Genomic DNA, 14678 nt, shown 5'->3' on the forward strand with positions numbered 1-14678 from the left:
TTCAGTTTTTAAAGGAACACTAGGAATGAGTTTTTTAAATGCGCTAAATTTTGGCTGGGGTAGGCGTTTGCCTATGATGCAACAGACCCAGGCCACCGAGTGCGGGCTGGCCTGCATAGGGATGATTTCCAACTACTTCGGACATTCGATAGATTTGGTCACACTGCGTAGACGTTTTTCAACGTCATTAAAAGGCGCAACGTTGGCCGATGTGATGTTGGTAGCACATCAACTAGGGCTGGCGGGACGCGCATTACGACTTGAGATGGACGAATTAGTCAAATTACGCCGACCTTGTATTTTACACTGGGAGTTAAACCACTTTGTTGTATTAAAAAGTGTATCAAAAAATAAGATCACTATTCACGATCCTGCTCGCGGGGTCCGTGATGTACCAATGGATGAAGTATCCCGATGCTTCACTGGGGTTGCGCTTGAGTTAATGCCCACAGCAAACTTTAAGAAGATCGAAGAAAAACAGACGGTATCCATGCTTACGCTGATTGGTAGCGTAATTGGCATCCGCTCTGCTTTTGCCCAAATCTTTATTTTATCTGTGGCGATGGAACTCTTCGCAATCCTTGGGCCATTCTATATGCAATGGGTCATGGATCAGGTCCTGGTTTCCGCAGACCGTGATTTACTGACTCTGTTGGGAATCGGATTCATATGCGTAGTCGTTATGCAGACCGCAATCTCTGTCATACGCTCCTGGGTAACGACATGGTTTTCGAGTTTACTCAGTGTTCAATGGACTGCCAACGTTTTCTCTCGTTTATTAGGTTTGCCGATGGCGTATTTCGAAACACGCCATGTGGGAGACATCGTTTCCAGGTTTGGGTCAATTGGTACGATTCAAAGCACCTTAACGAGTCGATTTATCAGTACCATACTTGATGGCATCATGGCTTTCGCCACGCTAGCACTGTTGTTTGTTTATAACACGACATTAACGTGGATTGTTATAGGGCTTTTTGTGGCTTATGCAATCATTCGCCTAGTGTCATTTCGTCCGTTCCGACAGGCAAATGAAGATCAAATTATTACAGCTGCACGGGCACAATCAATATTGCTTGAATCTCTTCGCGGTGTACAAGCTGTAAAACTTAATAATAAGCAAGAGGTCCGTTTAACATCCTATGCAAACGCCGTCGTTGAAACGACGAACAAAGGGATTGTAATTCAACGTTTATCTATTGGTTTTAGTGCCCTTCAGGGGATTATCAGTGGGATCGGGAGGGTCGTTTTAATCTGGCTAGCCGCCAGAGAAGTTCTTGATGGCAATTTCTCTGTTGGGATGTTAACCGCATTTGTCAGTTTTGCCGATCAATTCATCGGCCGCGCATCAGGGTTAATCGATGCCCTCATCGACTTTAGAATGCTTCGTCTACATGGTGAGCGATTGGCTGACATTGTACTAACCGATAAAGAGGAAGATATGGAAGCGACAATCGCGGTACCTGCGCGAGATGGTGAATCACCTGGGCCTGGGCTTGATATTAAAGCATTGAGCTTCCGTTATGCGGAAACTGAACCTTTGGTGATTGATGAGTGTTCCTTCACGATAAATCCGGGTGAATCGGTCGCTATTATTGGGCCATCGGGACAAGGGAAAACCACGTTGGCCAAGTTGCTGCTGGGTTTATTAAAACCAGAGGCTGGTAGTATCGAGGTCGACGGCATAGATATTCGCAAACAAGGTATGCAACTGCATAGAGAGCGTATTGGTTGCGTTATGCAAGATGACATACTCTTTGCTGGCTCTATTGCTGACAACATTTGTTTCTTTGATACTAAACCAGATCAGGCCTTGATTGAAAAAGTTGCACAATTAGCTCAAATCCATGAGGACATTATGGCTATGCCAATGGCATATCAGAGCCTTGTCGGTGATATGGGATCATCCTTATCTGGTGGCCAAAATCAACGGGTATTGCTAGCCAGGGCTCTTTATAGACAACCCGATTTGTTAGTTCTTGATGAAGCTTCAAGCCATCTTGATGTCGAACGAGAAAAGCTTATAAATAAGGCAATTAAAGCAATGCCAATAACGCGAGTGATTATTGCGCATAGGCCAGAAACCATTCGTAGTGCGGATCGCGTTTTACTATTAAATGGGGGGAAGGTTAGTGAGTTGATTTATGATAAAAATCATGAGTTATTTATGGATAATTCTCTAGCTAAATGACCGATGGTATGGATTTTTACTGATATGCCTTATGATAAATTCACATATAATAGCGGTCATGGATTACAACTGCTTCAGGTTTTAATCTAAGATAGCTTTTTCATAAAGCGACTTGTGTAGTAATAGATTGTTAATTAAAAAATTAAATATGGAGATTTAAAAAATGCGTGAACTTAACATCATGGAAGTCGAAATGGTTTCTGGTGCAGGTTTCTTCTCTCGTATTGCTGCCTCTGCAGTAGGTGCTCTCGGTCTGGCAACTTCAGGTATGATGAAAGTAGGTGTTGCAGGTGGTAGTACTGGTGGCATTCTTGGTGTTGGTGTTATTAGTGCGTTAGTTGGTGTTGTTCTGGGTGGCGTATTTGGCGCTGTGCAGGGGGCTCTCTACGGTATCACTAGTGATTGGGATAAAACAATCGATGTAGTTAATAAAGCAACTGAGCAATGGATGGACCAGACCGGTATCTTCCCTAAAGTCTAATTCACCATGTTCAATCTCCTTGGTATGGATAGTGTGTATCAAGGAGATTTAGAGAGTTAAATATGCGAGAGCTTAAAGACTCAGAATTAATGAGCGTTTCTGGTGGTGCATTTAATTTCTTGGATTCTGCCAAGAAATTCTACGACTTCCTCCTTAGTGGCAAGAATCCACTGAATGGTGATGTTATCGGTAAAGCCATTTCTGGGGCCATCGGTAGTGTTATGCTCCCAGTAGTTAATTCTGTCATTACGGTATTGTCATCACTTCTTGGAAAATAAGTTTGAGTGATGAGTTTTATTAGGGGTTGATTGTAATGCGCGAATTAAGAGTAAGTGAAGTCGAATCGGTTAGCGGTGCAGCTTGGTGGTCACCATCTAATATTATGGGGTTTCTTCATAATATAACACATTCAACAAGCAAGCCTAGCGAACCTGGGTCTTGGTTTGTTCCTGATGGCTCTCCATCCGGTAGTGCCCATATTGGGCAAGGTATTGGTATTGGGATGACAGTCGTCGCTGGGATTGTAGCTGTAGCTGCCATCTTTGGTGCTGCCACAGCAGGGCTTGCAGGTATTTTAGGTACTGCGGTAGCTGTAAAAAACTTCAAGTAATAAACGCTTTCTGCGTTTAAAAACCGGAATATTTATATTCCAATTTAAATTAAAACTTTAAGGAAAAGGTATTAATTATGAACAAAACAATTATCGCTGCATCATTGACCGCTGCTATGACTTTCTTTGCTTCTACCGCAAACGCAGCTGACGGCACCATCACCTTTAAAGGCTTGATTGATAGTTCAACCTGTAATGTGAGCATTAATGGTGGAAATAAAGATGCAACCGTAAACCTGCCAAAAGTCTCTGCTAACCTGCTTGCAGAGAAAGACAAGGTTGCTGGTGCAACTAACTTCAATATGATTCTGAAAAACTGTAGCGGTACTGCCAACTCTGTTCTGGCCTTCTTCGAAGCTGGTGCTAACGTGGATTCTGTTACCGGTAACCTGAAAAACAACGGTACTGCAACCAACGTTCAGGTTCAGCTGATGGATGTTGATGGCAAGGTATTGAAAGCGGGTGACACATCCCAGACTACAGGTAAAACTGTAGCTCTGAGTGGTGGTAATGGCACATTGACTTATGCTGCCCAATACTTTGCTACCGATAAAGTTGAAGCTGGTGATGTTGATACTTCAGTAACCTATTCTATCAACTACCTGTAATTACTTTTTGATACTTTAGAAACACAAGGAGTCTTATACTTCTTGTGTTTCTATTTAATTGAATGTGAAAATAGTAAAGCGATTTTTCCCGGTGGATTCTATGAGTAAAATATTCTCTCGTATTAATATATTGTTGCTTATAACAGTTTTTTTCCTATGTAATCCTGTCTTTGCAAACGTAGTTGCGCTTGGTACCAGAGTTATTTATCCTCAGGGTGACCGGGAAGTAACAGTTCAGTTGAAAAATGATGGTGAACTTCCTTCTTTAATACAGGCCTGGATTGATGACGGAAATACTAATATACCAATAAATAAAATCAAGGTGCCTTTTGTTTTGGTACCCCCTGTTTTCAGAATTGAACCCAATAAAGGTCAAACGTTACGCATCAGCTATATTGGAGGGAATTTACCAGAGGATAAAGAATCGGTTTATTTTCTGAATATTTTAGACATACCACCTAAGAATGCAAATTCAGGCCAGAATACGCTTCAGATGGCCATACGTTCACGTATAAAAATATTCTTCAGACCTAGCTCTCTTGATGCTAACGGAGCCAGCGAGGCCGTGAAGAGTGTAAAATGGTCATTGACTAAAGATAGGCAATTGCAAGGTAAAAACTCTTCAGCCTATTATGTCAATATTGCAGGTGTGGAAGTTCTTGTTAATGGGAAAAAAGTCAATACTACTGAAGGTGAAATGTTAGCACCTGGGGGAAGTAAAGTGTTTAAAAGTGCTCCACTTACCGGGGTTTTAATTGGTAGTAAATTAACCTATAAGGCGATAACTGATTTTGGCGGGGTGGCGGTATCCGATTCTTATATTAATGGGGTTCAGTAGCCATTAAGTATTTAAATTGATAACTTTATTTTTAATTTCTTTACCATGGAAATAGGGATTTTGACCGGGTGATAATTATGAGAAATCTATTTATAATAATAATTGATTGTTTAAGAGTGAAAAAAGTAAATGGCAACTTTTGGAAGGTTGCTATCACCTCGGCTATTTCTCTTCAATCCCATAATGTTATCGCCCAAGAGGTTCAGGATGGGAGTCGTTCTGAGAAGGCCGTGTTTGACCCTGGTTTCCTCATGCAGGCAGCGGGTAATGAAATTGATGTGGCGCGTTTTGAGTATGGCAACCAGTTAGAGCCTGGAGAATATCGAGCTGAGACATATCTCAATGAGAAATTTATTGGTCTGGAATCAGTCCCCGTCATTTTAATCGAAGGGAAACCAAAGGTTCTCATTAATAAAGGTTTGTTTAATAAAATTGGGATCAAATCGAGTGCATTAAACACTAAGGCTTTTGATGAGTTGAATCCTTCGGATGACTATTATGAGCTGGGAAAGCTAACTTCTGCGGCAAAAGTTCATTTTGACAGTTCAGAAATGCGCCTTGATATACAAATACCTCAGGCCGACTTGCAGCAAACGGCTCGCGGCTCTGTTGATCCTGCAAAGTGGGACGACGGAGCCAATGCACTATTATTAGGCTACAATACGAACTATTATGAATCAGTAGCCAATGGCAAAGAGTCTCAATCATTTTATGGTGGCACTAACGTCGGTTATAACTTGGCTGGTTGGATGTTCCGTCACACCGGGTCCTTAACCTGGCAGAAAAATGATCGTAGGGACTACAACAGCATACGAAATTATGTTGAGCATGATATAACCCCGCTTAAAGCCAGATTAACTGTTGGCGATGCATTTACTTCAGGTGAGTTGTTCGACACATTTGGTTTTCGCGGTGTTGCACTTAACACCATCGATAAAATGTTGCCTGACTCTCAGCGAGGCTACGCACCCGTGGTGCGTGGAATTGCACAGACCAACGCACGCGTCACTATCGAACAAAGTGGGGCAGTCCTTTATGAAACGACCGTGCCGCCTGGGGCTTTCGTAATTAATGATTTATACCCAACGGGCTATGGTGGCGATTTAAAGGTTAAAGTCACAGAAGCCGATGGGCGTCAAACAACGTTCAATGTTCCTTATGCTTCTGTACCGCAGCTACTTCGTCCAGGAATGACACAATACAATGCTGCTATAGGTACTATCAGGGATTTAAATATCTCTTATACTCCAAGAGTTGCACAAGTGACACTCCAACATGGGCTGACAAATAGCCTAACAGGTTATACGGGCTTTTTAGGAACCGGAGATTATAGTGCTGGTTTAGTCGGCGCAGCGATAGGTACCCAGTTTGGTGCGTTAGCCCTAGATGTTACTCATGCCAGAGCTTCAGCAGGAGGTAATACAAACCAGGGTAGCAGTTATAGAGCGACTTTCAGTAAGATGTTTGCGGAAACCGGCAGTAGCGTATCCATTGCTGCGTATCGCTTCTCATCATCTGGCTATCTGGATCTAAAAAATGCGATGCTGTTTAGCGACCATTATCGTTATAATAATGATGATACGGCTTTAACCCTTCAGCGCCCGCGTAATAGACTATCGCTAACTGCAAGTCAGTCTTTCTCAGAAGGTCTGGGGCAGCTGTATATCAGTGGGTTTAGTCAGAACTATTGGAATCAAAGTGGTAATGATAAGCAGTACCAAATTGGTTACAGCAATAATTTGGGGAGACTATCTTATTCAATCTCAGCAAACCGCTTAAGAAATGTTGGTGGCGATCAAGAAACTCAGTATTTAGTTACTTTCACTGCTCCATTAGGTTCTGGAGGGAACTCACCAAACCTCAATATGAATCTTGGCCGTACATCTAACGGATTAAATAGCCAGGCAAGTGTTAATGGCATGTTGGGGAGTGATGACCAGTTTAACTATAATCTGGCCGCAGGCAGAGATGAAAATAAGAATAGCTCCGGGAGTGTTTCAGGGGTTTACCGTTCACCGTACAGTTCCTTGCAAGGTTCCTATGGTCAGGGTAAAAATTATCGCTCAGTCTCAACCGGGGCGACAGGGTCTGTCGTTGTACTTTCCGATAGTATTACTGCAAGCCCATATAGCTCTGACACATTAGCCGTTATTAGCGCACCTAATGCCGAAGGTGCCAAAGTTGAAGGGTATTCTGGTGTTATTATCAATAATAGCGGTAATGCTGTGGTACCTTATTTGAATTCTTATCGTTTGAATGAAATATCTCTGGATCCAAAAGGTTTACCTATGGATGTAGAATTACAAAATACACGGCAACAGGTGATACCTCGTTCCGGTGCGGTTGTCCGGTTGAGATATCGTACGTCGGTTGGTCGCCCTGTGCTGATAAATGTTGACACAAATGGGAAAGAGCTTCCTCTTGGTGCGGCAGTAAGGGATGAAAAAGGAAATACTGTTGGAACAGTTGCCCAGGGGGGCATGATTTATGCTCGATTACCAGTAGCAACCTCTAAATTGAACGTTCTGTGGGGGGACGGAAAACAAGAGCGTTGTTCATTTAAAGTTAGTGTGCCGGAAAATACTAAAACTGATAAACTACAAACCACTAATTTTTTAAATATTTATACGCAATGCTTGTGAGAAATACCTTTGAGTAACCACTTTTAATATAAATCCTAGTGGTTGTTTTCAATAAAAAACAACGAGAATATAGTAATGAGAAATGTAAATTGTAATAGGTCATCTTTCAGAGTTTTACTGATGTTTATTTTTCTATTTGGATTTAATGCGAATGTATATGCAGGGTTAATTTGCAGGGCTGCAGATGGAAGAAGTGTTTTACTTTCTCTTGGTGTTGACACTCCAGCAATAAAGGTTACTCCTGGCATTCCGATAGGAACAGTTCTATTTAGTAAAACTTATGATTTTACTACTTCTTGTAGTTTAAATAAGGCTACGGATAAAGCGACGTTGATATACTTTAAACGCAAGGACCTTACTAAATCTTTGGGCTATGGTCTTACCTTAAACATAAGTTTTAAAAACAATAATGGTAATGCAGCTCAATCCATTTCATCAGGTGAATTGATTCAAGACTACACAGCTATTGGAGGGGGTTCGACGTCATCATACTGGCCAAAAAGTACGTTCAGTGTTGATGTGCAAATTATTAAAACGTCTAACAGTACGCAACCAGCTGCTATTGCGAATAGTGTAGAGCTTTTTACTATGGGGGGAGCTTCGGCATACCCTGTAGACAGTGCTATATTTACAATGCAAAATCCTAACAATGTAGTTTATACAACTGACACCTGTAAGATCAAGGGGCCTGCATCTTTCACCGTTACTTTGGATAAAACAACCATAAATAAAAAGAATGGTTTTGGTTCCGGCGTTGGTTCGAATAGTAAATCTAAGGATTTTAATATTAGTTTACTCTGTGACACAGAAATAATGAGTGCCTTTAAAATTATGTTACAATTGGATGGTACAAGTCCTCAGGGTGGGATAAATTCGGGGTTGTTATCATTATCTCCAAATGCTGATAATGCACAGGGAGTTGCATTACAAATACTGTTTGGTGGCACAGAAAAGCCTGTTAGATTTGGTACTTCGTGGCAGATCGGTTCATTTCCAGTAAGTGGCTCGGAAATAAGTGTTCCATTTTCCGCAAGATATTATCAGACGCAAGATAATGTCACTCCAGGAATAGCCAATAGTACAATGGTCTATACGGTGTCATACATTTAGGTGTGCATTAAATTCGCATTTCAGTATTTTCATTTGCTAGGTAGCTTCATGAACATTTCTAATTTATCTAAAAAAAATATTATTTTAACTGACTTGACACCAATCAATGAATCTGGAGTGCGCAATTCACTCAAATCGGTTTGTGGGAATGATTATTCTGTAGTCAATATTAATAGCATGAGTAAAATTAGTAATGAAAATATTTGGTCAATCGCATTGGTCATTTTATCAATTTCGAAAGAGTGTGATAACACGTTGGACTCAATAAAGAAGGCATGGGAGATATCTAGCTCAGGTATACCTGTTTTATTGTTTTCTGATTTTTTAAATGTTAATTTATACTCCCTTATTGCCTCTCTGGGTATCAATGGGCTTATGTCTTATAAAGAGAGCAGTAGCGTCTTTCTTGATGTTTTATTTACAGTTATCAATAAAGAAAGAAAATTTAGTCCTTATGTTTTGGAAAAAATGGCTTGGAAGCTCCCTGCGTTATTGACTCCGGCTGAAACTAACTTGGTTTTCGACTTACTCGAAGGCAAAAGAGTTACAGATATAGCTAAGAAAAATGGACGCAACATAAAGACCATCTCTACTCACAAGACAAGTATAATGAGGCGACTAAATATTAATAATAATAGCGAGTTATCTGCTCTTGGTGGAGTGTTAAACAGATTTTAATTTTACACATAAATATATAAATAGGATCTTGGAGCTAAGCATGACTAGTATTGCTTTAATGAATTATTGCCCAATAACAGTTTTAGGGATTAAGCCGGTTCTTTCTGAGTTGGGTGCGAATGTTATTTTTTCAACTAGTACAACCGCAGAGCTTTTAGATTTTCTTCACGAAAATACTGTTAGTTCGGTTATTTGTGATATTCCTATTGCTGATAATTCAGTGGGTTATACAACAAAAGATTTCTTAGCTGAAGTTAATGATTTCATTTCCGATGTAATAATTTTCACTTCATGCACTGACCGAAATCACATTTCACCAATTATTCGTGATTATAGTTATTCAATTATCTCTTCCCAAGAGGAACAAGGTATTATTGAGTTGCAGTTAGATAAAGCGTTAAGAGGATACGAGACGCTAAGTCCGAAGATACTAACCATGCTAAACTCTCAGAACAAGAGCGAACTCAATGATCTTAACTTACTTACTGAAAAGGAAAGAGAGACATTATTTTATCTGTTGAGTGGTAGAAGTATTTCTCAAATCGCTATACATTGTTCTAAGAGCGTAAAAACAGTTAGTGCTCATAAAATAAAAATCATGAGAAAGCTAGGCGTAGATAATGTGACTCAGCTTTTCTCCAAGGTAGTCAGATTATAACTAGGTTGTTATTTTATTTATACCACTTCGGACGATGAGTGAATTAAAAATATTCTCGACTCTCAATTCTGATGTTTGAGTGGTTATTAAAATATTTTAACTTATATTTTATATCTCTTTATGCCAAGCTTGCAGGCATGCGATTTATTTTTCATTGTTATTCTGGAACTGTAATAATGTGATATTCAGATATGCAATTAGTATCTTTCTCCCCAATTTCTTTATTGCATCTTATTACTGATGCTCTTTTAGAAAATCGGTGCTTTGTTAAGTAATTAAATTTATATTTTTCGCAGGATTTACCATCGATTCTTATATATTTAGCTGAGTCATCGACGTTAGTCGTCCCTCTATCAGTATAAATCCTGCATTCACCTATGTTTTTTACATACTTATACTTCATGAAGAAATCACCTTGATTTTTCATATTGCCTGCAATTATGAAGTATATCGTAAAAATAGCTGTAATTAAAATAAATATCAATGTTAATCTGTTTATTTTATTAATCCTCTGTATTGACAACTGATTTTCAGATTTTATTTCAGGTATTTGTTTCAGTTTGTTCTCTTCCTCATCTCGTTCCGTTATTTCTTTAATGTCTAGAAACTTGCTCAGTTGTAATCCTTTTCTGGGGATTGTATTAACAACTTCATTTCCCAAACCTAATTTTAAAAAACCCCTACGTAGTATAGATATATTTTGGTAAAAAGTGTTTGCGGTGACATACACACCGTTTTTGTTCCATACTTCGTTAAAAAAGACGTTTTTATCCAATATTGTGTCTCTATTTTTGAGTAGTAGCATCAAACAGCGTGCCGCTGGAACATACAGAAGTACTTTATTGCTCGAATCTTCGAGTGAGGTTAACGTTCTTTCTTTAGCATTGAATTCTACAGCGTTATTTATGATGTAAATAGTTGGCATCCTGATTCTCCTACTTTCCTTGAGATAGTGTTTTTATTCCATGACAATAATACTAACATTATAGATGGTATTTTTCTTGGTTTTACCAATGAAAACGCATAATATATTTTTAATTATAAATGTATTTCATTTTTGTAACATTGATATATTATTTCCGTTTTTTTGATCTAACGTTATTTTCTAGTTTGTTTATAATGAGATAAGCTAGTCTCATATGTTCAGAATACTGCTAAGTGGAGGGGCTAACGCTCCTCCAGACTTTATCTTATTTTCAGAGTATTCTAGCGCTCTCATTCGACCCGTTTTTTTAACAGTATCTTTAATGTTATAATTTGTTTCATCCAAACTATCAACTATTTATATGTGATGGTAAATGTTGCACTTGCGTTGGCACTTCCTGCCGTTGGTGAGTCATTAGTTCTTATGTACCTGGCGTCAAAATCAATACTCATACTACCATCTGTGACTCTTTTCATTTGTACACTACGGCCAAGCGTCATCGGTTTATTACTTCCTGTCTGTAGGATCTGTACTGCTACACCTGTTGCTGTAGATTTACTATTGAGCCCCAAAATTCCTTTATCTGTATCTATGATAGTTGAACCTGAATTTCCACTTAGACTTAGATTGACATAGGACGAAGTGAAGTAATTATTTGAAACACTCGGGTAACTACCACTGATGCAATCCGTCAGCGGTATTTGAAAACTTTGTAAGAGAGAACCTTCTGTACCCGCAGGTTTAAGTTTAGAAATAGAGACATTACCCATATACACTGAGATCTGTTTGCTTGTGGCCGGTAGTACACATTCCGAACGAATAATAGTGGCATTCACTGTAAATTTTTCAATAACACCAGAGCCGTCGACAATAATCTCAGAGGATGCATTAAGTTTCTGAGAACCCATTGATATATCAGAGGTTTTAACTAGTAGTACACTGACCGGAATGTTAGGGGTCGTGAATAGTGACAAAAAACCGGTTCTAACGGTATAAGGAAAGTAAGGCGGGGTGCCTGAAACAGTGGATAAATTAATGCTACCATTCATGCTGCCGGTTCTAAATGCGACTCCAACACCTGGAATATTGGTGCTGAATAAGTTACCAGCCGGCACCCTGTTATTTGCAACAGTCACATTGTTTATCACCGAACCTGATGTAACGGTTGTTCTAATCGCTGCTCGGCTATAACATGCAAGTTGCTTCATCGACGAAGTGTCGATCGGTATATTTACCCAATCCTTGCCGATTACAGATCCTACAGGTGCGTCGCGCGGAATATATAGCGTTCCTAAATCGATCTTGCCTTGAAAGGCTCTATCGTAAAAATTACCGTTTTCTGTTTCCCAGTTGCAATTTCCAGGAATAGGAACATCCGCATAAGCTTGGCCATGGAAAAGTAATGTTACTAAAGTAAATATATATTTTATCAGTTTCATATAAGTGCCCTCTTATTTTTCACTAATTAGTTTGCATTGGGCATCTATCATTTGGATACCATCACTCAATATTCCCCTTGACGTATCAATAGTGGTACGACATCGTTGATTTGTTTTTTCTCCCCACTTTATATCCATTGTTAAATGCATGTGGTCTGAAGAGAAAAATGCCTGACCTGCCTGGCCAACAAAGGTCAAATCGTTGCCATCACCATCTTTCACGTCTGCGCCGAAAGGAACATAGCGTCCATCGGTTAATCTGAGGCTGACCAAAAGCTGCGTTGCTTTTACAGCATTAAATTGTACTTTAACGATTGCCCCACGGCGTGGAACCAGTTCTGTTACCCCGCTCGCGATGACGGTATCGTTATCTGTATTACGGGTGTCTAAAATAATCCTATTTGCGCGATATGGACGTAAATAAGACACAACTGAATACCCGCGCTGATTAGTTGGATTACCTGGGTTATTTTGTACTTCTACATTAGGTGTTCCGTCAACATGTATTAGCCCGATCGTTTCACCGAGGTATGGACCAGTTTCAATGCCGCCGGAATGGGCCACCAATGATCCGGACGCGCTAATGTTGCCACTTTGCATGTCCCGGCTTTGGGTCACGCCAGCGCTAAGTTGTGCCCAGGGCATTCTATACCCGCCTGATGCTGAAATCTGAGTTGAGCCTGCTTGATACCGTGATGCATCTACGTTGTAGTTTAGCTGGCCATGGTCGCCTGTTATACCGCTGATGCCCAGTGTCTTAGCATATTGACCACGATGGTTTCGGGCCAATGTAGTGTTTATGCTATTTTGTCCCAGTGGCATTGAGAGTGTGAGTGATACCTCAGCCCCCTGATTCCCCGAATTCATGCTTTTCAAACTTTTACTTGCATGCATACCCATATTTACCCTGCCCACCATAGTGTTAAAGCCTAGTTGTGCCTGGCTTTCCCTGAAGTTACTGCCCCAGTAATCCTGCTGGCTAATCACGGCATAAATAGAGCTTCTTTCTCCGATATTTTGGGTTATGTTAGCTTCTAGCCGGCTACGACGACTTTCAACGCGGCCATTGATCGCGAGCTGGCTACGTTCATTGATGGATTCTGTAAATGAGCGATAACCACTGGTTGAGTAGCGGTAACCCGTAAAGCGTAGGTTAGTGCCACTGTTGAAGGATTTGCCATAACGAATAGCGTAGCTTTGTCCGCTCTGATCACTGTTTTCAAATTGTGACGCGGCATGGGTAATATCAACTGAAATAGCCCCCCACTTGCCTAATCCTTTCCCTACACCAGCCTGAGCTGCACGATAAGTTTCGGCTGTAACTACGCCAACTGAAGCGGTGTAATCCCGTGGTAAACCAAGCGCACCAGAAAGTTGCACAAAATTTGGTTTTTGGCTTTGGTCCGGCGCGTTATAACTCCCGGCAGCTATGTTATAGCGCCACGTACCCTGACGTAGTAAGTTACCCAACGTTGCATATGGTTGAGTAAAACGACGTTCTTCGCCATTGGCCTCAGTGATGATCAACTCGAGATCGCCATTGCCGGCTGCCGTATTCAAATCTTTAATTTCAAAGGGGCCTGGGGAAACAAAAGTGGTGTAAAGCGAATAGCCATGTTGACGAATTTCGACTTGGGCCTGGCTATTTGCTATGCCACGGATCACTGGAGCATACCCTTGCATTGCATCCGGCAGCATATCCGCATCGGAACTCGCCTGAACACCGCGGAACGGGATACTTTCCATTACGTTCCCCTGGGTAAAGAGTTCCCCCATCATCAGTCGCCCCAATGTGCCCGGCATATCTCTCTCAATATATGAGTTGTAGAGTTGGCTGGACCTATTTTTCTGATAAGTCATGGATGAGCGGGCTCTCCAGCCAGCAATATTGAGCCCACTGTGCAGATAGGCGCTAGCCGCATCCATATTGCTACCGTGGGTTGAATGGTTTTTCCCCGCAGAAATCTGATAGTTTAGGCGAGCAGCATTAATGCCCTCATCCCATTCTGTGGGGGGTACATATCCTTTGGCGACACTATCAATATAAATCTGAGGTATTGATATATTTAATGTCAGGGTGCGAGTCTTAAAAAACGCCTGACTCTCTGGGATGCTTGAGGTGATATCATCACTGATGACACCACTGCTATCCATTTTTTGATTAATAAGGTTCCCTGGTTTAACACCAGCCAGATGTAATAAAGAAACTGGAATGAGTGGAACTAATACATCACCTTTTTGCTCAAATTCAATTTGTACTTGTCCATATTCCCGGTTATTGATAAACAGAAGCACAGGATATCGCCCTTCACTCAGGGTGTTTTTTTGCAGGATATTATTTATTTCAGGTTTTACATCCGCACTTTGCCCCTCAACTCTGTTCATAAAGTCGGCATCAAAGTAAAGCTCTTTATCGGCAGTATAGCCTTTAAGATTAAAAAATAGGCATGCAGATACCGCGACCCTGAGTGAGTATTTAAACATATTTATGATCTCTAAGG

The 14678-nt window shown here is 40.6% G+C and carries 13 protein-coding genes; 10 read left to right on the forward strand and 3 right to left on the reverse strand.

Going from position 1 to position 14678, the window contains the following annotated elements; genetic code table 11:
- Window positions 1-25 precede the first annotated feature (25 nt).
- The 10 genes from ACKWMY_RS20595 to ACKWMY_RS20640 all read left to right on the forward strand — a co-directional run bounded on the left by ACKWMY_RS20595 (window position 26) and on the right by ACKWMY_RS20640 (window position 9813).
- The gene (locus ACKWMY_RS20595) at window positions 26-2188 is read left to right on the forward strand and encodes a peptidase domain-containing ABC transporter (protein WP_409486951.1); all 2163 of its coding nucleotides are present in this window, start codon (window positions 26-28) and stop codon (window positions 2186-2188) included.
- Window positions 2189-2351: 163 nt separating this feature from the next.
- Window positions 2352-2669, forward strand: coding sequence for a hypothetical protein (locus ACKWMY_RS20600; RefSeq protein ID WP_409486952.1), 318 nt, complete (start codon window positions 2352-2354; stop codon window positions 2667-2669).
- Between the two features lie 62 nt (window positions 2670-2731).
- Window positions 2732-2947, forward strand: a complete 216-nt coding sequence (locus tag ACKWMY_RS20605) for a hypothetical protein (protein WP_409486953.1) — start codon at window positions 2732-2734, stop codon at window positions 2945-2947.
- 35 nt (window positions 2948-2982) lie between these two features.
- The gene (locus tag ACKWMY_RS20610) at window positions 2983-3279 is read left to right on the forward strand and encodes a hypothetical protein (RefSeq protein ID WP_409486954.1); all 297 of its coding nucleotides are present in this window, start codon (window positions 2983-2985) and stop codon (window positions 3277-3279) included.
- Window positions 3280-3356: 77 nt separating this feature from the next.
- Window positions 3357-3887, forward strand: a complete 531-nt coding sequence (locus tag ACKWMY_RS20615) for a fimbrial protein (protein WP_409486955.1) — start codon at window positions 3357-3359, stop codon at window positions 3885-3887.
- A 100-nt stretch (window positions 3888-3987) separates the two neighbouring features.
- Entirely contained in the window at window positions 3988-4725 is a 738-nt protein-coding gene (locus ACKWMY_RS20620; RefSeq protein WP_409486956.1) for a molecular chaperone, read from the forward strand.
- A gap of 77 nt (window positions 4726-4802) precedes the next feature.
- The gene (locus ACKWMY_RS20625) at window positions 4803-7367 is read left to right on the forward strand and encodes a fimbria/pilus outer membrane usher protein (RefSeq protein WP_409486957.1); all 2565 of its coding nucleotides are present in this window, start codon (window positions 4803-4805) and stop codon (window positions 7365-7367) included.
- Window positions 7368-7487: 120 nt separating this feature from the next.
- Entirely contained in the window at window positions 7488-8477 is a 990-nt protein-coding gene (locus ACKWMY_RS20630; RefSeq protein WP_409486958.1) for a fimbrial protein, read from the forward strand.
- A gap of 48 nt (window positions 8478-8525) precedes the next feature.
- Window positions 8526-9155, forward strand: coding sequence for a LuxR C-terminal-related transcriptional regulator (locus ACKWMY_RS20635; RefSeq protein ID WP_409486959.1), 630 nt, complete (start codon window positions 8526-8528; stop codon window positions 9153-9155).
- Between the two features lie 40 nt (window positions 9156-9195).
- Complete coding sequence (locus ACKWMY_RS20640; RefSeq protein WP_409486960.1) at window positions 9196-9813, forward strand: helix-turn-helix transcriptional regulator; 618 nt, start codon at window positions 9196-9198, stop codon at window positions 9811-9813.
- A 157-nt stretch (window positions 9814-9970) separates the two neighbouring features.
- Here ACKWMY_RS20640 and ACKWMY_RS20645 read toward each other — a convergent pair whose 3' ends face one another.
- The 3 genes from ACKWMY_RS20645 to ACKWMY_RS20655 form a co-directional block, all read right to left on the reverse strand.
- Window positions 9971-10738, reverse strand: a complete 768-nt coding sequence (locus ACKWMY_RS20645) for a transcriptional regulator (protein WP_409486961.1) — start codon at window positions 10736-10738, stop codon at window positions 9971-9973.
- A gap of 353 nt (window positions 10739-11091) precedes the next feature.
- Entirely contained in the window at window positions 11092-12177 is a 1086-nt protein-coding gene (locus ACKWMY_RS20650) for a fimbrial protein (RefSeq protein WP_409486962.1), read from the reverse strand.
- Between the two features lie 12 nt (window positions 12178-12189).
- Entirely contained in the window at window positions 12190-14661 is a 2472-nt protein-coding gene (locus tag ACKWMY_RS20655; RefSeq protein ID WP_409486963.1) for a fimbria/pilus outer membrane usher protein, read from the reverse strand.
- Between the last annotated feature and the right edge of the window lie 17 nt (window positions 14662-14678).

Source organism: Serratia sp. J2 (assembly GCF_046269175.1).
GTDB lineage: Bacteria > Pseudomonadota > Gammaproteobacteria > Enterobacterales > Enterobacteriaceae > Chania > Chania fonticola_C.